General features: G+C 35.9%; 23 protein-coding genes. 11 read left to right on the plus strand and 12 right to left on the minus strand.

From position 1 onward, the window contains the following. Nucleotides 1-4: 4 nt before the first annotated feature. The 9 genes from EG346_RS04455 to EG346_RS04495 all read left to right on the plus strand — a co-directional run bounded on the left by EG346_RS04455 (nucleotide 5) and on the right by EG346_RS04495 (nucleotide 9,006). Complete coding sequence (locus tag EG346_RS04455) at nucleotides 5-793, plus strand: glycosyltransferase family 2 protein (RefSeq protein WP_123877118.1); 789 nt, start codon at nucleotides 5-7, stop codon at nucleotides 791-793. 10 nt (nucleotides 794-803) lie between these two features. Beyond that, a complete protein-coding gene (locus EG346_RS04460) occupies nucleotides 804-1,769 on the plus strand; it encodes a glycosyltransferase (RefSeq protein ID WP_123877119.1) in 966 nt (321 codons plus the stop codon). 25 nt (nucleotides 1,770-1,794) lie between these two features. Next, entirely contained in the window at nucleotides 1,795-2,094 is a 300-nt protein-coding gene (locus tag EG346_RS04465) for an acyltransferase (RefSeq protein ID WP_123877120.1), read from the plus strand. A 76-nt stretch (nucleotides 2,095-2,170) separates the two neighbouring features. Then, the gene (locus EG346_RS04470) at nucleotides 2,171-3,094 is read left to right on the plus strand and encodes a glycosyltransferase family 2 protein (protein ID WP_073330338.1); all 924 of its coding nucleotides are present in this window, start codon (nucleotides 2,171-2,173) and stop codon (nucleotides 3,092-3,094) included. A gap of 47 nt (nucleotides 3,095-3,141) precedes the next feature. Beyond that, a complete protein-coding gene (asnB, locus tag EG346_RS04475; protein WP_123877121.1) occupies nucleotides 3,142-4,938 on the plus strand; it encodes an asparagine synthase (glutamine-hydrolyzing) in 1,797 nt (598 codons plus the stop codon). Continuing rightward, complete coding sequence (locus EG346_RS04480; protein WP_123877122.1) at nucleotides 4,935-5,873, plus strand: glycosyltransferase family 2 protein; 939 nt, start codon at nucleotides 4,935-4,937, stop codon at nucleotides 5,871-5,873. Before asnB ends, EG346_RS04480 begins: the two co-directional genes overlap by 4 nt. 2 nt (nucleotides 5,874-5,875) lie before the next feature. Then, nucleotides 5,876-6,811, plus strand: coding sequence for a glycosyltransferase family 2 protein (locus tag EG346_RS04485; protein WP_123877123.1), 936 nt, complete (start codon nucleotides 5,876-5,878; stop codon nucleotides 6,809-6,811). Nucleotides 6,812-7,029: 218 nt separating this feature from the next. Next, nucleotides 7,030-7,974 carry a glycosyltransferase family 2 protein gene (locus EG346_RS04490; RefSeq protein ID WP_123877124.1) on the plus strand — a complete coding sequence of 315 codons (945 nt, stop codon included), beginning with the start codon at nucleotides 7,030-7,032 and terminating at the stop codon, nucleotides 7,972-7,974. 90 nt (nucleotides 7,975-8,064) lie between these two features. After that, nucleotides 8,065-9,006 carry a glycosyltransferase family 2 protein gene (locus EG346_RS04495; RefSeq protein WP_123877125.1) on the plus strand — a complete coding sequence of 314 codons (942 nt, stop codon included), beginning with the start codon at nucleotides 8,065-8,067 and terminating at the stop codon, nucleotides 9,004-9,006. Here EG346_RS04495 and EG346_RS04500 read toward each other — a convergent pair. The 10 genes from EG346_RS04500 to EG346_RS04545 form a co-directional block, all read right to left on the minus strand. After that, the gene (locus EG346_RS04500; protein WP_123877126.1) at nucleotides 8,998-9,921 is read right to left on the minus strand and encodes an SGNH/GDSL hydrolase family protein; all 924 of its coding nucleotides are present in this window, start codon (nucleotides 9,919-9,921) and stop codon (nucleotides 8,998-9,000) included. The two genes, EG346_RS04495 and EG346_RS04500, sit on opposite strands and share 9 nt — an antisense overlap. A 1-nt stretch (nucleotide 9,922) precedes the next feature. Continuing rightward, nucleotides 9,923-11,338: an MBOAT family O-acyltransferase gene (locus tag EG346_RS04505; RefSeq protein ID WP_123877127.1), complete on the minus strand. Its 1,416-nt coding sequence runs from the start codon at nucleotides 11,336-11,338 to the stop codon at nucleotides 9,923-9,925. Between the two features lie 21 nt (nucleotides 11,339-11,359). Further along, nucleotides 11,360-12,073, minus strand: a complete 714-nt coding sequence (locus EG346_RS04510; protein WP_073330357.1) for an SDR family oxidoreductase — start codon at nucleotides 12,071-12,073, stop codon at nucleotides 11,360-11,362. Further along, nucleotides 12,073-12,468: a MaoC/PaaZ C-terminal domain-containing protein gene (locus EG346_RS04515; protein WP_073330360.1), complete on the minus strand. Its 396-nt coding sequence runs from the start codon at nucleotides 12,466-12,468 to the stop codon at nucleotides 12,073-12,075. The genes EG346_RS04510 and EG346_RS04515 overlap by 1 nt, the downstream gene beginning before the upstream one ends. Then, nucleotides 12,468-12,704, minus strand: coding sequence for an acyl carrier protein (locus EG346_RS04520; protein WP_073330362.1), 237 nt, complete (start codon nucleotides 12,702-12,704; stop codon nucleotides 12,468-12,470). Before EG346_RS04520 ends, EG346_RS04515 begins: the two co-directional genes overlap by 1 nt. A gap of 22 nt (nucleotides 12,705-12,726) precedes the next feature. After that, nucleotides 12,727-14,451 carry an HAD-IIIC family phosphatase gene (locus EG346_RS04525; protein ID WP_123877128.1) on the minus strand — a complete coding sequence of 575 codons (1,725 nt, stop codon included), beginning with the start codon at nucleotides 14,449-14,451 and terminating at the stop codon, nucleotides 12,727-12,729. Nucleotides 14,452-14,628: 177 nt separating this feature from the next. Continuing rightward, nucleotides 14,629-15,657, minus strand: coding sequence for an acyltransferase family protein (locus tag EG346_RS04530; RefSeq protein WP_123877129.1), 1,029 nt, complete (start codon nucleotides 15,655-15,657; stop codon nucleotides 14,629-14,631). Nucleotides 15,658-15,735: 78 nt separating this feature from the next. Then, a complete protein-coding gene (locus tag EG346_RS04535; RefSeq protein ID WP_123877130.1) occupies nucleotides 15,736-16,593 on the minus strand; it encodes a hypothetical protein in 858 nt (285 codons plus the stop codon). A gap of 117 nt (nucleotides 16,594-16,710) precedes the next feature. Next, nucleotides 16,711-18,144 (minus strand): MBOAT family O-acyltransferase, encoded by a 1,434-nt coding sequence (locus EG346_RS04540; protein ID WP_123877131.1) that lies wholly within the window; start codon nucleotides 18,142-18,144, stop codon nucleotides 16,711-16,713. A gap of 30 nt (nucleotides 18,145-18,174) precedes the next feature. Next, complete coding sequence (locus EG346_RS04545) at nucleotides 18,175-18,945, minus strand: class I SAM-dependent methyltransferase (protein WP_123877132.1); 771 nt, start codon at nucleotides 18,943-18,945, stop codon at nucleotides 18,175-18,177. A 99-nt stretch (nucleotides 18,946-19,044) separates the two neighbouring features. Here EG346_RS04545 and EG346_RS04550 point away from each other — a divergent pair, with 99 nt between their 5' ends. Both EG346_RS04550 and EG346_RS04555 read left to right on the plus strand, forming a co-directional pair. Further along, on the plus strand, nucleotides 19,045-19,884 hold the full coding sequence (locus EG346_RS04550) for a glycosyltransferase family 2 protein (protein WP_123877133.1): 840 nt from the start codon (nucleotides 19,045-19,047) through the stop codon (nucleotides 19,882-19,884). A gap of 2 nt (nucleotides 19,885-19,886) precedes the next feature. After that, the gene (locus EG346_RS04555; RefSeq protein WP_228426598.1) at nucleotides 19,887-21,047 is read left to right on the plus strand and encodes a glycosyltransferase; all 1,161 of its coding nucleotides are present in this window, start codon (nucleotides 19,887-19,889) and stop codon (nucleotides 21,045-21,047) included. On the opposite strand, the gene EG346_RS04560 is transcribed toward EG346_RS04555, so the two are convergent. Together EG346_RS04560 and EG346_RS04565 are read right to left on the minus strand one after the other, a co-directional pair. Beyond that, nucleotides 21,044-21,802 (minus strand): SDR family NAD(P)-dependent oxidoreductase, encoded by a 759-nt coding sequence (locus EG346_RS04560; protein ID WP_123877135.1) that lies wholly within the window; start codon nucleotides 21,800-21,802, stop codon nucleotides 21,044-21,046. The genes EG346_RS04555 and EG346_RS04560 overlap by 4 nt on opposite strands. Further along, nucleotides 21,802-22,035: a phosphopantetheine-binding protein gene (locus EG346_RS04565; protein WP_073330385.1), complete on the minus strand. Its 234-nt coding sequence runs from the start codon at nucleotides 22,033-22,035 to the stop codon at nucleotides 21,802-21,804. The genes EG346_RS04560 and EG346_RS04565 overlap by 1 nt, the downstream gene beginning before the upstream one ends. Nucleotides 22,036-22,064 lie beyond the last annotated feature (29 nt).

The raw sequence follows: 22,064 nt of genomic DNA on the forward strand, positions 1-22,064 counted from the left end.
TCCTATGGAAAAATTACCCATAACCATCTGTATACTCTCCTGGAAAACAGGAAATACACTGAAAAATACACTGAAATCCTATAAAAAACATGGTCTCCTGGAAATGACCGATGATATTGTCATCCTTTTTCAGGAAGTCAGTGAGCAGGATAAAAAAACGGCAGATAAATACAGAATCAGGTACATCGGGTTGGATGAAAATATCGGGATTGGTAAAGGAATGAAATTATTGGCAGAAAAGGCTTCTTCTAAAAATATCCTTTTTCTGGAGCACGACTGGGAACTTATTGAAGATCAAAAAACAACTCTTTCACAGCTTAAGAGCGGTATTAAACTTCTTGATCAGGGATTTGATGCTATACGATACCGAAGTAGAAAAAATCCAGGATATCCTCTCATCTCAATACGGCATAAAGGCAATGAGCTTGATTATTATGACGACTGGCATGAATGTACCTCCCCGCACCTTCTGGAGTCTCTGCACTGGCTGGATCCTGCCAAAGAATTTCCGGACAAAATACAAAAGCAAGGTGAATATTTTATAACCACTTCACGCTGGGCAAACTGGACCAATAATCCATACCTTGTCCGAAAAGATTTTCTGCTCGGCAAAATCATTCCATTCTCAGGAGAAACCGCATCCCTTGAAAGGAATATCGCATCCTGGTGGGTGAAGCAGAATTTTAAAATTGCACAGGGAGAAGGTCTTTTCAAACACAATGATCTTACCAAGTATCCGAAGAAAAATATAATTCGGAAAATACTTAGTAAATTGAAAAATAAATTTAAATAAATAGCACAGAATGAAAATTCTTTTCCACGAGAATGAACTCAATTACAGAGGGACCTCCATCGCATTATATGATTATGCAGATTTCAATGAAAGATACCTGGGGAATGAATCATTGATCGTGTATGATAAAAATTCGAAGACCAACCATCCGCTGGGTATAGAAAAATTCACCAAACGTTTTAATGTGTTTGGTTATTCCGATTTTAAAGAAGTAGATGATCTCATCAACAAAAATAATATCGATCTTTTTTATGCGATTAAAAACGGAGATATCGACCATATAGAAACCAGAGAATGCAAAACGGTTGTCCACAGCGTTTTTAAACATTTTGAACCTCACGGTGATGTCTATGCCTATGTTTCTGAATGGCTGAGTCAGGAAATGACCGGTTCAAAATACCCTTTTGTCCCCCATATGGTTAATTTTGAAGCAAAAACAGATCAGGATCTCAGAAAAGATCTTAACATTCCTCCCAACGCAAAAGTATATGGATATTATGGAGGCAATGCCAGTTTCAACATTCTTTTTGCGCAGCAAACTATAGAAAAAATAGCCTCCAGGTATAAGGATATTTATTTCATTTTTATGGGGGTGGATGCATTTGTGAAAAAAAGATGGTGGAAGTCAGCTCCGTCAAATATTATTTTTCTGCCACCAAGCTCAGATGTTATGATGAAACAAAAATTCATCAACACCTGCAGTGCTCTTCTTCATGCCCGTGAGAGAGGAGAAACTTTCGGAATCACTGTGGCAGAGTTTGCCATCAAAGGAAAACCGGTCATCGCTTTTGCCAACCCTCCTGAAAAAGCCCATATCAATCATCTGGGTGAGAGAGCTTATTATTACAGTGATGACAGAGAGCTTAGAGATATTATTTTAGATAGTGATCTGACTATCTCTGCAGAAAAAGAATTCCAAAAATTTCTGCCACACCCTGTTATGGATACTTTTAAACAGGTTTTTATAAATAAGTAGTATTCCAGCCCTGAGTTTATTATGTATGCAGATTAAAAAATTTCTTAAATTGGACATTGCCCACAACAGGATATTTGGGTTTGATATCCTGAGGATCCTTGCCATCTTATTTGTGGTATTCAGCCATAGCACCTCTTTACTTCCTGATACGGTATATATGTTTTTTGATCTTTTCTACTTTGATGGAGTTTGTATATTCTTTGCTCTCAGTGGTTTTATCATAGGAAATATTATGATCAAATCCGTTGAGAAATATAGAGTTCATTGTATTGAAGAATATATTTTATTGGACAGCATCCATCTTGGGAGCATTAATCCTGTATAAATACTTTGAGATTCCGACCATGAAACTGAAAGATAAAATTAAATTCAAATAAAGATCTGTTAAAATATAAAATAAAATGTCTGAGATCCATATTATAATCGTTACATACAATGCCATGAAATGGGCAGAACGCTGCTTTACGAGCCTAAGGAAATCTTCGGTTCCTGTGAAATGTATCGTGATCGATAACGGATCTGTGGACGGTACACAAGAGTATATAAAAACTCATTTTCCGGAAGTGGAGCTCACTCAGTCCGAAGTCAATCTTGGTTTTGGAAAAGCCAATAATATAGGCATTGAAAAAGCCTATAAAGACGGGGCGGATTTCTTTTATCTGATGAATCAGGATGCCTGGTTGTATGAGGACAGTCTAGAAAAAATGCTGGAAGTTTACCAGATCTATCCAGACAAGGAAGAAATTGGAATCATGAGTCCAATACATATAGACGGTTCAGAAAAGTATCTTGACATTTTTCTTGATCAGTATATTGCCAAAAACTACGAAAAGACCAGAATGATTTCAGACCTATATTTTAAAACTCTGAAGCCCTGGTATGAGATTCATTTTATCAATGCAGCCCATTGGCTTATACCCAAAAAAACAATAGAATCGGTAGGAGGATTCAATCCCTATTTTTTTCACTACGGTGAAGATGATGAGTATGTAAACCGTATTCACTTTCATAAAAAGAAAGTTATACTCGTTCCAGGCAGCAAAGTGGTACATGACGGTGTGCAACGTCTTCATAAAATAGATTTCACAAAATACGAAGATGTCCGTATTGAGATTAATACGATGAATCCTAATATAGCCAACGGTCTTCAGCTGGAAAAAAAATATCTTCAACAAGCGATGCTTAAAAATCTTCTCAAGGGAAATATCAGCAATTATAAAATACTTTCAAAAAAGTATAAAAAAATATCTACTGACAGTACAACATTAAGCAAATTTAGAAATCAAGTGATGCAGAAGGGTCCCGTATTTCTGAATCTGTCGTAAATTAGCATAAGCATTAACGAAAAATAAATGATGAAAAATAAAATATTATGTGTGGAATAGCAGGAATCATTAGCAGCAATGCCAGAAACTACCGGGATGAGATCCAAAAAATGACGGATTCTCTGAAACACCGAGGTCCGGACTCTTCACATTATGAATTTTATGATCATGCAGCATTGGGTCATCGCAGACTTTCCATTATAGATTTGTCTGAAAATGGCAAACAGCCCATGTTCTCAAATACAAAAAATGAATGCATTGTCCTTAATGGTGAAATCTACGGATATCAGGACATCAAAAAAAAATATGCAGAATATCCTTATCGCGGCGGCTCAGATACAGAAGTTATATTAGCTATGTATCAAAGGAAACAGGAAAACCTCATCCATGATCTTCCGGGTATGTTTGCCTTTGCAGTCTGGGATGATCAGCGACAGCAGTTGTTCTGTGCCAGGGACCGATTTGGGGAAAAACCATTTTATTATGCCTTCGGAAATAATAATGAATTTATTTTTGCCTCAGAGATAAAGGCTATTTTAGCTTCGGGGCTTATACAGCCAAAAGTAAGTTCAGAAGCACTCTCCCACTATCTGCAATACGGCTATGTAAGCACCTATCAGAGCATTTACAGTAATATTTTCACCCTTCCACCCGCTCATCAACTGATCTGGAAAGATGGAAAAATCACAGTTTCCAGATATTACTCTATGCCAGCCAAAGACAGAACAATCAGTCTATCTGATGCCAAAGAAGAGTTTGTTTACCTGCTGAAAAATGCAGTAAAAAAACAGCTTATTGCAGATGTAGAAGTAGGCAGCTTTTTAAGCGGAGGCCTGGATTCTTCTTCAGTGGTAGCAATGGTTGATGAATTCCTTCCTCATCAGACCACGATCAGCTTCGGATACGATCACAAGGATAATGAACTGAAGTATGCCAAAGAAATTGCCGATAAATACAATACCCACCATATAGAAGTTCACGAAAAAAAAGAAGATCTTGTCTCATCTTTGCTGAAGATTTCTCCTTTTTTTGATGAGCCATTTGCCGACGCGTCTTTTATCCCACATTACGAAATCTGTAAATACGCCAAAGAAAATCTTACGGTAGTATTGTCGGGTGATGTAGGTGATGAACTTTTTGGTGGATATCATTTTTATACCGTTGAAAATAAACTGAAAAATCATTTCAGTTATAAAAATATGGTTGCGCAGTTTGGCCTAAAACTATATCAAAAACTGAAATCAACCTCTTATTTAACCCAGAAAAATCTACAGTATTCTTCAATCATGGATTTCCATCTGAATGCTGTGAGAAATGCTTTTGACAAAAAAGAACGTAATCTTCTGGGAGTTACCGCCAACTATTTTCAGGACTACAGTTTTACCCCGGATCCTGATTCTTTAAATGACATCATGAGAATAGATCTGGAAAACTATGTTCCTGCCAACATGATGGTAAAATCAGATAGAATGGCAATGGCTAATTCATTGGAAGTAAGAACCCCCTTCCTTGATCTGGATTTTGCGGAATTTTGTATACAGCTTCCGGATCAGCTGAAACTGGATGAAAAAAATGATAAGATCATACTCCGTGAAGCTATGGGATCTTACTGGACGGAAACCATCAGAAAACGCCACAAGCAAGGATTTGGATTAGGCGTGAAGAACTGGTTTGCAGAAGAAAATCTAATGAATCTCTCCAATGATTTACTTACCAACTCCAATCATAAAGTTTTTAATTTCATTGATTATAAAGCAACCCAACAGTTTCTGCAAAAAGATGAGAAACACTGGAATCTTCTTCAGCTTGCTCTTTGGGCGGATAATAACCAATCTATATTATGATTGAAATCTCTGTTATCATACCCGTTTATAACGCTGCTGAGTTCCTGGAAAAAGCAGTTAAATCAGCTGCTTACTTTGACGAGGTAAAAGAAATTATTCTGGCTGAAGATCAATCTACCGATCATTCATTAGAGATCTGCAGAAGACTGTTGTCCGAAATTCCTAAAGTAAAACTATTTCAGCATCCGAATGGAGAAAACCGTGGCGCAGGCGCTTCAAGAAACTTAGGTATTGATCATGCAACGTCTGACTTTATTGCTTTTCTTGATGCAGATGATTATTATCTTCCCAATAGATTTGACGCTGAAAAAAAACTTTTCTCCAACCCTGCTATAGAGGGCGTTTTCGGCGCTATTGGTACAGAATATTTAACAGAAAAAGGAAAACAGGAATTTCAATCCAAATTCAAGGAGGTTTCTCTCAGTACGGTTAATTACCCGGCAGAAGGAAAAGAAGTCTTCAGGGGGCTTTTAAGTTTAACTCCTGAAGTTTTCGGTACCTCATTTCACCTTAACTCTCTTACCATAAGAAAGCTTTCTCTGGATCGTCATCATATCCGTTTTAATGAATCGCTACGGGTTCATCAGGATACAGAACTGATCATGAGACTGGCCTACCATTGTTATCTGAAAACAGGGATTATAGATGAGGCTATTGCAGTAAGAGGAATTCACGATGATAACAGAATTACAAAAATCATAAAATATACACCACAGTACAACCAGAGACAATTACTACTATGGAAATCGATGTATAACTGGGCTCTCTCAAACCGCATTTCTCCTGAATATAAAAAAAGGATTTATTTAATTTATAAATCATTTGATCTCTCTTTAAAAGATGGACTGATAAAATATGGGTGCATCTTTTTAGAACTATTGAAAAACCCGGAAATTGCTAAAACTAAATACCGCTTCACTTATTACAATAGATAGCAATGAAAATATCTGTGATCATTCCTGTATATAATGCAGAAAAGTATGTTTCTAAAGCCGTAGAATCTGCTCTGCAGTTTCGTGAAGTAGAAGAAGTGATTCTGATAGAAGATCAATCTCCGGACAATGCGCTGATGATATGCAGGGAACTTAGCCTGAAATATGATAGGGTCAAGCTATTCCAGCATCCGGATCAAGGCAATCATGGTGCCGGATCCAGCAGAAATCTCGGAATTGAAAAATCCTCTAGTGATTTCATTGCGTTTCTTGATGCTGATGATTACTTTCTTCCCAACAGATTTGATGCAGAAAGAGTGCTTTTTAAAGATCCTAGAATCGAAGGCGTTTTTAATGCAATCGGAACAGAATTCCTGACTGAAAAAGGCGAAGAAGACTTTTTATCAAATATCAATGACGAATATTTATTGACGGTAAATTATCCGGCGGAAGGACAAGAAGTTTTTAAAGGATTATTAGGTCAGACTCCCAAAAAATTTGGCACTTTTTTTACTTTGGATGCTCTGACTGTAAGAAAATCAGCTCTTGAAAAAAACAAACTGAAATTTAACGAGGAATTGCGTGTCCATCAGGACTCGGATCTGATTATTAAATTGGCCCATCATTGCCACTTAAAATCAGGGATTATAGATCAACCTGTGGCTATAAGAGGCATACATGATGATAATAGGATTACAAAAATCATCAAATATACTCCTCAGTATAATCAAAGGCAATCTCTTTTCTGGAATTCTTTATACCAATGGTCCAGGAAAAATAGGATAGATCCGGATGCCAAACGACATATTTTTCTGCAAAAAAAAGCTTTTGAACTTTCTTTAAAAGAAGGTCCGGCCAAAGCAACAGCTCTATTTGCGGCAATTGTTAAAGATCCGAGAATTCTGAAAACAAAATATCGCTTTACTTATTTAAAGCAATGAAAATCAATACAATAAAATCCAAACAGGCTATAAATATCAGAGAAATTAAGCCCATGGATTGTGTCACATTCCTTTTTTAACGATAAAAACGGTTATTGTCATTGAAGTTACAGAATTTTTTGTCTTATTTTGTAGTGAAAAGAAATTGAATAGGACCGAAAGTAGCCTATTATAAAAACACAAAAGTTATTTTAATTGTTCCAAAGATGAAGATGAAAATGAAAATTTCAGTTATCATTCCCGTCTACAATGCGGAGAATTTTGTTTCTCACGCGGTAGAATCAGCACTTCAGTTCGACGAAGTTTACGAAGTTATCCTGATAGAGGATCAATCTCCGGATAATGCCCTGCAGATCTGCAGGCAGCTCTCCGAAAACCATGAAAGAGTAAAATTATACCAGCATCCGGATAAAGGTAATCATGGATCGGGTCCAAGCAGAAATTTAGGAATGGAGAAAGCAACCGGTGATTTTTTAGCCTTCTTAGATGCTGATGATTACTTTCTTCCTAACCGGTTTACTGCAGAAAAAGAACTTTTTAAAAATCCTGAGGTAGAAGGCGTCTATGGAGCTCTCGGTGTGCAGTATTACTCTGAAAAAGCTAAAGAGCAGTATTACCGTTTATTCGCGGACAGGCTAACCACGATCTATAAAAAACATCATCCAAAAGATATCTTTTTCGGACTGATTCATATGCGGGGAACTTTTGGGCTTTTCAGTATTGACACACTAACAGTGAGGAGAGAATCCTTAATGAAAAAGATGAAGATACTCTTTAAATCTCATTTGAGGCTTCATGAAGATACCGAGTTTCTGCTGCGTCTGTCCTACTATCTTGATCTTTATCCGGGCAGTATTGATAAGGCTGTTGCGATAAGAGGTGTACATGAGCATAACAGAATCACAAAAGTAGATACCCATATCATAAATCCGGCTATCTCAAGATCTTTGTTATGGAGTGAAATATACAACTGGGTACAGACGGAAGAACAGATTCCTGAAGAAGCTAAAATTCACGTCAAAAGAATGCATCGCAGTTTTGAAATAGCCAAAGCACCCAAATTAAAAAAATGGAAAATGGTGATCAAATTTTTGTTCATTGATTACAGAAGTATAAGGTCAGGGTTGTATAATATTAACTTCAAACATTCTTTAATTCCTTAGCATAAAAATACATTATTAACTATTTGAAACTAAATCAGCTATAAAGCTTGATAGAATACTATCTTTGTCGTAGAAAATTTTAATTAAAAAATGAAAATCTCAGTAATTATTCCCGTTTACAATGCTGAAGAATTTGTTTCTCAGGCCGTAGAATCTGCACTGCAATTTGATGAAGTGCATGAAGTGATTCTGGTAGAAGATAAATCTCCGGATAATGCACTTCAGGTATGCACTCAACTTGCCGAAAAGCATACAAGAGTGCGACTTTATCAGCATCCGGACAAAGGTAACCACGGCGCCGGACCCAGCAGAAATTTGGGAATAGAAAAATCTACCGGAGATTTCATTGCTTTTCTGGATGCAGATGATTATTTCCTTCCCAACCGCTTTGATGCAGAAAGGGAACTTTTCAAAAGACCCGAAGTGGAAGGCGTTTACGGAGCATTGGGGGTACATTATTATTCTGCAAAAGCTAAGGAGCAATACTATTCCTTATTTGAAGATAAGCTTACCACCGTTTATGAAAGACATAGTCCAAAAGATGTTTTTCTTGGACAGATTTATATGTTGGGAAGTTTCGGACTTTTCAGTATTGATGCTCTTACAATCCGCAAAGAATCACTACTACAAAAAATGGACATCTTATTCCGGACCAATTTAAGGCTACATCAGGATACCGAATTTCTTTTCCGTCTTTCTTTCTATCTTGATCTTTATCCCGGAATTCTTGATGAGGCTGTAGCGGTAAGAGGGGTTCATGAAAATAACCGAATTACTCTGGTAGATTCCAAAAAAATAAATCCTGCAAGTACCCGGATTCTTTTATGGAAGGAAATTGACCGCTGGGCTCATGATGAGAACAAAGTACCTGGTAACGTAAAACAACACATCAGCAGGATGTACCGGAGCTTTGAGATCGCTAACGCCCCGCTAACGAAGAAATGGGGTATGATTCTGAAATACCTGTTGACAGATTACAAGAGTATACGTTCCGGGCTTTATAATATTAATTTCAGAGATAATTTATTTTGATTTCCTTACATCAGCTTTTATAGAATCGGCTATTTTTGAAGTAAGAATTTTACTGGATTCTCTGTACATATGATTTCCATCCGTATACACAAAATCATCCGGGTGGTCAGAAAAATCATAAAACTTGATATTCTTTTTATGGGAGAGATCTCTCATTAATCCGTTAAATTCAGGAAATCTTCCGTTTTCAAGCGTAATAATATTCTTAGAAGCCGGTATGCGGACCAGGTACACCTTCCCTTTGGGTTGCAGATAGTCTATGATCTCTGTGAGTGCCTTCATCCGTTCCTGGGACAACGTATAATTCTCCAGCATAGCTCTGTAATACTCTGTTTTTTCAGCTGTTCTTGCTGCTACAGAATCTTTGTTCATATCAATTTGAACTTCCATCCAGCCGTCTTTATGCAGGAAAGTGTTTGATCTTCCCACTTCTTCCCTGTCGAGATAAATTCTAAACCAGCTTTTGTCTAAGTTTTTAATCAGATACTCGTAATTGGGAGACATATTGTAAAAATACATATTCTTAAACGGGGAATTCTCTTCAGGAAAATCCTCTGACTTCTTTACAATATTATTGAGTGACAGGTTCCATGGATTGACGGTCAGGATAAAAATTCCATTTTTAGTATCGGGATTCAGTTTTCTTTTTAAAGCTTTAAGATAAATCGGTCCGTAAGGAGATTGCACTATATTGAGCGAAAAATTGTCAAATGGGACTGAAAGTTTACGTTTCAAAACATCAGGTACAATCCCCTGAACACTTCTTGAATCCCCTAAAATAATATTCTTAGGCTTTTCAACGGCAAAATGCATATAATTATCGTCTGTATTGCCATCAGCATAAGACCCCAGCAATAGCAGAACTCCTGCTACTCCAATGATATAGAACGATATTTTAAATAAAAAATTTCTCATATTAAAACTGTTCGTAGATATAACTTCCGTTGGAAAACACTCCGTAATACATGATCAAGAAAATAAGAAAAACATATAAACCTCTTCTCGCCAAAGGGTTTAATCTTTTGACATCGAGCCCATGTTCCTGATCTTTATTCATCCAATCAATCAGAATCAGAATCCCAATTAATCCCAATATTTTAATCTTAATAAACTGAGGAACAGAAAAAAGTGAAATACTGAAAATCTTTCCATACATCCCTAAAGCAGCTTTCAGATCAGGCGCAGCAAAAAGAACCAGTGCAAAACATACCATTACCATTGTAAGTAATATATTCCCCAATTCTGTAAGGGTGGGAAAGTTGCCTGTTATTTTTTTCTTTTTATTTAGCTTATCTTTTACAATCAAAGGAATATAATAGAGACCGTGAAGCAGTCCAAACAATACAAATGTAAATCTCGGTCCATGCCAGGCCCCGATCAGTATAAAATTAAGAATAATCGCCGCGATAAGCCCTCTCTTTCCATAATCTCTGAACTGAATCACTAAAGGTGTAAAAACATATTCTGTCAGCCACGAAGTAAGCGATATATGCCACTTTCTCCAATATTCTGCAATATTCTGTGCAAAAAGGGGAAAAGCAAAGTTTTTGGTGATTTTAAAGCCCAGAAGCCGCGCAAATCCTACTGCCATATCAGAATATCCTGAAAAATCCGCATACAGCTCAAAAAGAAACAGAATAGCACCAAACGCCACTGTGCTGCCAGAGTGGGCTTCATAGTTTTGAAAAATTCCCTGGGTAATTGGCGTAATACTATTGGCTACTACCAGTTTTTTAAATGCTCCGTACAGGATCTGTCTTGCAGCATCAGCACCATCTTCTGCTTTAAAAATCCTTTCTTTTTTTAACTGGGGGAGCAAAAGTCCCCCTTTATCAATAGGTCCGGAAGTCATACTCGGAAAGAACGCAATATAATTGAAAAGAGCCAAAGCATCTGTCTCAGGCTTTAGCTTATTATTTTTAATATCAAGAAAATAACTAACGATTCTAAAAGTATAAAAACTGATTCCCAGTGGTAAAATAATGCTAAGCGTGATCTTATTTTTAATATCAAAAAGGTCAGCAAAGGAATCAATAAAAAATCCAAAATATTTAAAATAAAACAGGGTTCCTATAGCAAGGACCAAACCTGTATTAAGATAAATTTTCTTTGTTTTCCCATGCGTCTCAGCAATTTTGGGTCCCAAATAATAGGTAATTGCAGAACTTCCAACCAGAAGAGCCAGAAATCTCCAGTCCCAAAATCCATAAAAAATATAGCTGGAAGCCAGCAGCAAAAAATTCTGCAACTTCAGATTCTTTTTGCATACGAACCAGTAAAGACCGAAAACGCCGGTAAAAAATAGAAAAAAAGCAATAGAGGTAAACTGCATTAATCTTTGTTTAAAATCTTATTAATAGTGGGATGCATCTACAAAAAGATGGTTTCCGTTAAAATGTTTTCCACCGTTGATGCAAAGTTCTATAATATGAGCCACATCTCCGCCTTCAAGTTTATCTTTCAACGGATACCCCGAAACAATCATTTCCTTCATCCTGTCATCCATATCCTTATGAAAATCTGTCGGGATAAAAGACGGAGAAACAGAATTACAGGTAATACCGAATTTCACATTTTCAATTGCCCAGCTTTTATTCATCTGAAGCAGATAAGCTTTATTGGAATTATATACCGATGTTCCTATCGCGGGAGCGACCATAGACGAAGAAAGAATATTGATAATTCTCCCCAGTTTTTTCTTCCGGAAAATATGAATCGATTGCTGTGTGATCTGAAGAGTAGGTAGTATATTGTTCTTAAAATCCTCAAGAATTTTTTCTGCTTCTGTCTTATGAAAATAGGTGCCTATAAAACTTCCGCTGTAATAATTATTAATCAGAATATCCGGGTCAAAATTTTCAATTTCAGCCAGAAAATCTGTCATTTGTTCTTCGGAAGTAAAATCGATATGAAATGCTTTTGCATTGGGAAACCTATTCTCTATTTCTTTTGCAGAGCTTTCTGAATGACAGTACGTAAATAATACTTCATACCCTTTTTCCAAAAGAAAAACATTGATTTCTTTACCTATTCCGGATGAACCTCCGGTCAAAACAACTTTTTTCACTAGAATTCTTTGATTTGTATTTTACCGGAAGCAACCGTTTTAAGGCTGGCATTAATGAACTTAAATGAAAATGTATTCACCTGCACAGCTTCCGATTGATCTGTGAGTATCGCTTCAAAATTTAACACATCATCCAGGTATACCGGATTCTTGAAATTAATGTTCTGCGAAAGAATCATTACATCTTCTGTAGGAAGCAGTTCGCCAACAAAATAAGAAAGGAAACCATTCAGAATATTGCCGTGCATTACCTTGGACTGAAATCCTTTATTCTTTGCAAATTCCTCATCGGTATGCAGAGAATTACGGTCATCAAAAACAGAGATAAAACCATTATAAATATGGTCATCTACTTTAAACTGATGCTTGAAAGCCTGGTTTTCCTGAAGTATCATTATTTGGAGAGTATACAGTCGATCATTTCTCCTACATTATTCCAGCTTTGGATTTCCGAGGATGTAAAACGTACTTTAAAAGCTTTTTCCACAGCTACAATCAGCTGAATGTGAGAAAGAGAATCCCATTCTTCTATATCTTCAGCAGTGGTTTCAAAACTTAATACAATGGCATCGTTATCCAGTTCATCATGGAAAATTCCTGTCAGTTTTGCTAAAATTTCATCTTTGTTCATAATGTTTTTAGATATGATTTTATTATTTATTGTTGATATATACTTGTTTAGATTGGTAACGGTCTATGTCAAGGACCCATTTCTCATTGTCTTCTGCAAATCCCAGTCTTTCATAATGGTCTTTTACCATCTGGTTTTTGGCTGTAGGAAGATATTCTCCGACAACATATTTGTAGCCATTTTTCTTCGCAGCTTCTACGATAGTATTCAGCGTAAAGTCCTCCATCCCTCTTTTCAGAACCCGGCAGCTCATCAGCCAGGTATCAATAAAAAGGGTCTCAGGAGTTTTCTTTTCAAGAATGATCACGCAAATCAGTCCGTTATCTCCATATTTATCCTCCAGCGTAAATGAAAAAGTGTAGTGTTCTTCAGAATGGATCAGACGGTCTATATCCTGCTCCGTATATCGTATAGTTCTCAAATTAAACTGATTGGAGCGCTGGGTTAGCTGGGAAACCCGGGGTTTTGAAAAGTTGTCAAAAGATTTTACATCAGAGATCATTCCCATACTTTTCAGAAAATCTTCCACATTTGTAAAGCTATCCAGATCTACTGCACGCTGTGCCTCTACCTGGTACTGTTTTGTCCTTTCGGCGTCATTCTGAGAAAAACTTGCTGTTTCGAAAAGATTCAATCCATACAGATATTCCAGATATTCAGCCGGATCTTGCGGTAATTCGGGAACGTATACCTCAGGGAGATTTTCACGTACAATGTTTCTTTCAAAAGGATTGTCATCCAAAAACACCATAGAATCAAAACCAATATTGAGTATACTCTGTATTTTTCTGATATTATCGGCTTTGTTATCCCAATTCGCCACAAAAACTGCAATATCGTCTAGTTTAAGGACCATATCCGGATGTTTTTCAAAAGGCTCTTTGGCTTTATCCTCATCATTTTTGCTGCATACTGCAAGAATAACTCCTCTTCTCTGAAGTGCTTTGATCCAGTATTGAAATTCTGTGAATGCTTTTCCTATTCCCAGGCTTCCGATCTGGATTTTTTCAAGACCATCATCACCAATGATACCGCCCCAGGTTGTATTGTCAAGATCAAGGATCAGACATTTTTTAAACTTCCCTTCCAGAGAGGAAATAATGCCGGCTATGTGATGGGCAACAATGGGCAGTGCATCCAGTGAAAGCACCATTTCGGTATTGACATAAATGCTAGGTGAAAACATAAAGTCTCTTCCCCATTTATTTTGAATAGAATTCAGGTCTGCAATAAAGAAATTATCATGAGTAAAGGCAATCTGCGCAGACAAAAGATAATTAAGCTTATTCAACTGAAAAACGAAGGAAGATTCTACTTTATTGGCAAAATTTCCAAAAACCTGATTATTAATCGATGTAAAATTACAATAGATCACCCTGCTTTTGGTTCTGTTCTGTATATTTTGGTAAAGATCTTCGATAGAAGATATTTTATGCTCTGCAAAAGAAGGCTGTGTATCGTAGGATTTATAATATTGGCTTAATAGTTTATGAGAAGATTCAAAAATAATGGTGTAATCTGCATTAAACTCATAATATTCTGAGGTGGGATCCAGAATCTGTCTTGAAATCTGACCAAAATCTGCCTCGAAAATTTCAAACTCAAAACCTTCATTGATGGCGGTTCCTTTCAAAGCAATATTGAGAAACTGTGTAGCAGTATCACCTAATAGTGCAACTTTGATCTTCTTAAGCTGTGGAATATCTCTGCGGAGTTCCTTTTTCAATTCCGAAAAAGTTTTGTACATAAATTCTTTTATTTTATTAAAACCTTAATGTACCGTTCACCAATTCTGTCAGATCTCCATTATTCTTTTTAGAGGTCTTTGAACGACCTTTATTTGTAGTGCAGATATACTTAATATATGTTTTGGGAACGTTTTTCATTTTTTTCTGTTGTGTTTATTGATACAAAAATAAAGATTTTATCTGATATTTAGTTTTTTAAGATAATCTCTGAGCGGTTTTTCAACAAATTGATAAAACAGTAGGGAAGTAAGGATTAGAAAAATCAGGTAAATCCAGAATATGCTGTTGATATCTAGTGTATACTTCTGCCATTTCAGAAACTCTCTCAGGATATAAAGAATGGGAATATGGGTAATATATACCGCATAACTTGCTTCACCAAGATATTCCAGAGGCTTTAGTGAAAAAAGTTGGGTTACGACACCATTATTACGGGAAATTAAAATAATTAGCGGAATGAAAAGCAACGCCATGAGTCCATTGTGATAAAAAAGAGGAATGAAGATCAGGGCAAGCATAATCGCTGTAAAGATCAAGACTACCGGAATATCATAATTTTTCTGTTTAAAATTATTTACAAAAAACAGTCCTGCAAGATTTCCCACCAGAAATTCGCTCACGTGCATCAGCGGAAAATAATATAAAAACTCATGACTTTCTGTATGCGGCCCTTTATAAGATGGTGAAGCTTCATAAAGATGGGAAAATACCTGGGTAATGACCCATAGAACAAGAGCTGCTACCCAGATGCTTTTATTTTTTTTGGAATAAAAATAATTATAGAGCAATGGAAAAATCATATAGAACAAAAACTCTACGGAAATAGACCATCCCGGAAAATTCAAGATCATAGCCTTTCCAGGAATCCAGCTTTGCAAACCAAAAAGATACAGAAATACTTTATCTGTACTGAAGTTGAAATATCTCGTCACAAGATAGAGTAACAGCCCCATAACATATAGCGGATAGATCCTTGCAAATCTGTTTTTATAGTAGTCAAAATAGGCGATTTTTTCTTTCTTATGATAAGCCACGATCATAATAAAACCCGAAAGAATGAAAAAATAACTAACTCCTACATTGGCTTTTAGAAATATACTTGAAATATAATCTGTCTTATAGACAAACATATCCTTATTAAAATGAGAAATTACGATGGCTATCGCTGCAAGAAATCGGGTAAAGGTAATCTGACTTATCTTCATTCATGAAAGCTGTTCAACAGCATTTATTTCATTTTGACTAAAGCAATCAAGGACTTTTAAATCACTTGTTATGCCCTTTTACTTCTCTATATCTTTTTGCAAAATATTTTTCAGAAAAGGCACTAATTTATTTGATAAAATTTTAGAACCTTTTTCATTCAAATGTCCATAATCCCATCTGTTTTCATAGAGGTAAAATTCAGGATATTCATCCGGATCTACAAGACTTATGACAGGAACACTGAATTTATCTTTATATACCTCAAGTTTTTTTGCTGCCGGTTCTGCCGGTCCCGGAATAAACATGATAAGCTGAATATTTCTTTTTTTACATTTTCCGGCAATTTCATTGATTTTTTCAACCAAGGCTCTATTTAAACCATGCTTTTCATGATCTGCATGATATCCCGCAAGCCTATCTTTAATGACCCTTTTTAATTGATTTTCTTTAGTTCTTGGAACAACACTGTATTCAAGCGGTGAAAAGCCCTGATCTTCATAAACAAAACGATTGTAATTTTCCTGAACAGCTTTTTCATCACTATTTTTATTAAAATGAAAAACATTGAGCACAAATGAAGCCCAAGCCAGAACAACCTGTTTGTAATTGTCATTATTCAGTTGAAACTGACTTGCAAAAATTGTATTTTCATAGTTAAAAGCACCAAAACTTCTTTCTGTTTTCAGGTTCAATCTGGTAATATTTATTTTATCCTGAAGTTCAAGAACAATATATTTCGGTTTAAAAGATGGATTTTCAAGGACATATTCCAGCGTTTGGAAATTCTCTAAATTGAAACTTGCATTTGCTCCTAAGTTGTATGATTTTAAACCTTCAACATTTGCATCAAGTAATTTACAGTCAATTTGATTATTAATTTTCGAGCTCCCTATAAAGTAAAGATTGTATTCGGGATGCTTTTTTAAATATTCCATTTTTGCACTTAAAAATGGATAAGAATAATTACTGTTGGGACTTATCGCAAGCTTGATTAAGCCAATAATAAACATTATGGCTATAAATAAAGATAATATGGAAAGAAATCTTTTCATTTAAAACTGAAAATATATAAATTCATTACTCCCGAAATTAGCATAATTCAATACAAGGTAAGCTACTACAATGTAAATAACTGCCTTCATAATTGGCTTTTTCTCTTGGATTTTCAGGCCATAGTCTTGTGTTCTGTTTGCCCATTCCATTCCAAGCATAAACAAAATGAGACCAAATAAAACCGGGTTAAAAGAAGTGGGAAATGAAAATAAACTCTGACTGAAAATTCCTTTTATATACCCAATGGCATCAGAAACACTTGCTGCGCGAAAAAAAATCCAGGCAAAACAGGTCAACGCAAAAGTCATCAGAATGTTAAAAACCTCCCTGAATGAGGGAATAATTTTTCCCATTGCCACCACTTCCAGGTTATGTCTGTTTTTTTCAGCAATTAATAATGGAAGAAAAAACAGAGCGTTTAGTCCACCCCAGATAATAAAAGTCCAGTTGGCACCATGCCAGAAACCGCTTACCAGAAAGATGATAAAAGTATTTCTGATTTTCATCCACAATCCTCCTTTACTCCCTCCTAAAGGTATATAAAGATAGTCTCTGAACCATGAAGAAAGCGAAATATGCCATCTTCTCCAGAACTCTGCAATGTCTCTGGAAAAATAGGGGTATGAAAAGTTTTTTAATAATTCGATACCAAATAATCTGGACGTTCCCAGTGCAATGTCAGAATATCCCGAGAAATCGCCATAAATCTGGAAAGCGAAAAGAATGGCTCCTACAACTAAATTACTGGCACTTTCCGTATGGTAATTATTGAATATTTCATTGACAATGGGTGCGCAATTATCAGCAATGACCATTTTCTTAAAGAAGCCCCAAAGAATCTGTGCTACCCCATCTTTTGCTTTTTCATAATCAAAAGATCTTTTTCGCTGAATCTGTGGAAGAAGATGGGTTGCTCTTTCAATAGGTCCTGCTACCAATAACGGGAAATAGCTTACAAAAACAGCATAATCCACATAATTTCTTTCTGCCGGAATCCTTTTTTTGTAAACATCTATAACGTATGATAAGCCATGGAAAGTATAGAATGAGATACCAACGGGTAAAATCACTTTTAAAATCCACATATTGACCCCAAAACCAAATGTTTTTAATAATTCAGCAAAGTTTTCAATGAAAAAATTATAGTATTTAAAGAATCCTAAGAAACCCAGATTGATCGTAATACTTAAGACAAGCCAGAATGTGGCCTGCTTTTTTGTCTTACTGTTTTCTATTTGAATACCTGAAAAATAATCCAGCAGGATAGAAAACACAAGAAGAAACAGAAAACGCCAATCCCAACAGCCATAGAAATAGAAACTGGCCGCTAATAAAAGCATATTCTGGAATTTATAATTTTTATTACATACACACCAGTACAGAATAAAAATTACAGGCAGAAAAATGAGAAAAGCAATAGAATTAAAGAGCATAAAGTTTTCTTTAATGTAGTAAGTATAAAATTACTTTATGAAAACTCCAATATATTTCCCTTCATACTCTACTACTGTGGTATCTATATTATTTTTTTCACAAAAATCCTGATAAGCAGAATTATCACCAATGTCGTCACTGATAAAAACCCCACCTTTTTTGAGGTGTCTATATAAAGCTTCATAAGCCCACATCCTGCCGTTATAGCTTTTATCTGAGTCATAATGAAGAACATCAAAAACAGAATTTTCAGCAAAAATTTTGGGAAGTGATTCTTTGTCTGCAAAACGGAATAATTTCCAGCTTCTTTTAAGGTTATCCGGCACCACATACCCCACATACTGATCACCGTCCTGCGCCAAATAGGGCATATCCGAACTGTACAGTATCCCGTTTCTTTTCACCAAAGACAGAAGGGAGGCCAATGATGACCATCCGTAGGCCACCCCTGTTTCTACGACATTCTTTGCTTGGGTAAATTCACATGCATAGTAAATCAGCTCCAAAGCTCCCGGACCACCCATTTTTACCGGACAATCTTGCTCCCTCTGTGCAGCTGTCTTTAAAACATCTGCATAACCGTTCCTAAACTCACTTATATCAAGACCAAACAACCTAGATACCGCTTCCGTTTGGGAAACGGATCTTTCTGAAGCCCAGGAATTCGTTTTATCCTTTCCTTTAAAGGCATTGCCTCTGTTGACTGTATTTTTTATGATTTTCCGGCCAAGTTCCGGATAAAGATCGGGTCTTTTCAAATACCCTAGAAATGTTTTGAGAACTCTATTTATTTCACTCACTGTGTTAAAGTTTAATCCACAAAAATAAATATTTTTCTGTAATGTTTAATTTTTATATTTGTAAAAAATTTATTAATTCAAAAAACACTTATATGTCCAATGAAGTTTTCCATCCTGATAGCTAATTATAATAATGGTAAATTTTTCAAAACCTGCTATGATTCCATTATTGCACAAACTTATGACAATTGGGAAGCTATCATCCTTGACGACTGCTCTACAGACAATTCTTTAGAAGTCATAAAAGGAATAGTTGGAAACGACCCTCGCTTCAAAATATACGAAAACACAAAAAACAGTGGTGTAGGAGTTACAAAAAACAAACTCATTGAGCTTGGAGAAGGTAACATCTGTGGTTTTGTAGATCCTGATGATGCCATTTCTCCCAATGCGTTGCTTTCAAGCATTACCATTTTCAAGAAAAACAGTAGTGTAGTACTTACCTACTCAAAATTTGTAAAGTGTGACGAAAACCTTGTTCCGATAGAGATTCCTAAACTTACAATGAGTGTTCCCAATAATGATCCGTACTTTTTTAATTGTCCTGTTCATATTGTTCATTTCGTAAGTTTCAGAAAAGATGTTTATAACCAGACTGAAAAGATGGATACCGTCATGAGAATTGCTGAAGATCAGGATCTGTATTTAAAAATGTATGAAAAAGGAAAAGTTCAGTTTATCAATGAGGCTCACTATCTTTACAGAACACATTCAGGAGGAATTTCCCAAAATGAAAACAGACCCAAATCCCGTGAGTATTTTGCAAAGGTAATTTTCAATGCCATGAAACGCAGAAATCTAAAGACTATAAACGGTAAAGCTGTCCCAAACGAGTACAGTAACTCTACCGAAATTTATAGTTTACTAGAATATCAAAGTTCAATTGTTTTTAGGATTAAGAAAAAATTAAAAATATTTGTACAACAAGTATTTAGTTAATCATGAAAAAAAATAAAATTAATGTACTTTTCAGACACCGCTCTATGGAAATGGGAGGGGTAGAAAAAGTGGTTCTCAGTATTCTCCATAATCTTGATCCTGAAAAATTTGATATCACAGTCTGCCTGAATCTGAATCAGGGAGAACTTAGAAATGAATTTCCGGCCCATGTAAAAAAGGTCTACTTTACAGAGGGGAAGGAAGATTTCTCTAAAAACCCTCTTATTCATAAACTGCAGTTGGTCCGCAGAAGGCTGATGCTTGCCCGTATTTTGAAAAACCATAAAGTATCAGACCGCATTTTAGGAAATAAAAAATTTGATATCGAGATTGCTCCTACCTATTCAGCATTTTCATCGGTCATCAATTCAAGCAACAAAGCGTCTAAAAAAATTGGATGGTTCCATTCTGAGATCAACGTACTCTCTCTGCAACCCCTGGTTGCTGATATCCTTAAAAACTTTCCGGAATTCGACCATATAATCTATTGTTCACAAAAAATCAAAGATCTGATGCACGAGCATTATCCTGATCTGAAATACCCCCAGGAAAGTGTGGTAATCAATGCCATCCCTATCGATGAAATAAAACAAAAAGCAGCAGAAAAGATAGAAGCTCTTCCTGAAGGCCCCGTTTTTGTTTCCGTCGGGAGACTGCACAGCAGAAAAGGGTATCACAAACTTATTGATGCTCACAAGAGGTTAATAGATGAAGGTTTTCATCATAGTATTGTGGTCGTAGGAAGTGGCGAAGAAATGAAGAATCTTACGGATCAGATCTCTAAACATAGTGTTCAGGAAACATTTATTTTATTAGGAAACAGAATGAATCCCTATCCCTATGTAAAAAATGCAGATTACTTCATTTTACCTTCCGAATCGGAGGCATGGCCCCTGGTAATTGCGGAAGCACTGATCCTTCAAAAACCCATTATCGCAACCAATACCGGAGATGTAGGAGTGATGATTAAAGATCAGGAAACCGGATACCTCATCAATTATGAAACTGATGAAATGTATTCTGCTATGAAAAAATTTCTAACAGATCCTGAACTTCTTTCTAAAATCAGAAAAAATCTGGAAAACATAGAGGACCAGTTTGATAATCAAAAAATATTTGATACGGTGGAAAGTATTCTTGAGGATCTTTATCAAAAGAATTAATGGGCGGAATATCCTCCGTCTACAACAAGATTAGATCCTGTAATCCATTTTGAAGCTTCTGAAAGTAAGAAGATACATGCATTGGCCACATCTTCAGGTTGTCCTATTCCCAATGGATGTTTTTTAAGAATTTCTCCAGCAGCATCTTCACCAATATTTTCAAACATTTTTTCCAATATCGGCGTATATACCATTGCTGGACTTACGCTGTTGACCCTTATTCCACTTCGTGACAGCTCCATCGCAAGAGAACGTGCTCCTGAAACTACCGCCCCCTTACTTGCCGAATAAGCTGCCTTTCCAATCTCTCCTACCATTCCTGCTACTGAAGAAATGAAGACAAAACTAGACGTTTCGTTTTTATATTTTTTCAGGGACAGGATTTTAGCAATTTCAAAACCGGAAATAACGTTAACGGCGAAAATATCTGTATAAATCTGAGCGGTGTGCTTCTTTAACGGAAGTGTTTTTTCTATTCCTGCACAGTGGATAAATCCTGAAATCTTACCTAAGATTGATACTTTATCAGCGATCAGCTCTTCAAGGTTTTCAGCATTCGTAATATCTGCAATAATGGTTTCTGTTCTGGTACCCGGAGTCAGCATCGATACTGTTTTCTGCAGTTCTTCTTCATTTCTTGCTATAAGTATAAGATGGGCACCACTCCTGCTGCATTCTACAGAACAGCTTCTTCCAATACCGGAAGAAGCGCCTGTAATAAGAATTATTCTATCTTTTAAAGAAAACTGATTCATTAATCTTCAAAATTTTCTTTACCGATAATATTCATAAGATCAGAAACAGTTTCTATATCCTTAAAATGCTTTGTATCAATTTTCTTATCGAAATTTTCATCAACAAATGCAATCACGGAAAGCAGACTGATAGAATCATAACTTTCCAGTTGCTTCAAGTTCGTTTCAAGTGTAAGTGTTTCGTCTTCTTCTAATTCTTCCTGTAATTTCTCTAAAAAAACGGATGTCTTCATATTCTTTATTTTAATATTTATGTTATTCT

The organism is Chryseobacterium carnipullorum (assembly GCF_003815695.1).
Taxonomy (GTDB): Bacteria; Bacteroidota; Bacteroidia; order Flavobacteriales; family Weeksellaceae; genus Chryseobacterium; species Chryseobacterium carnipullorum.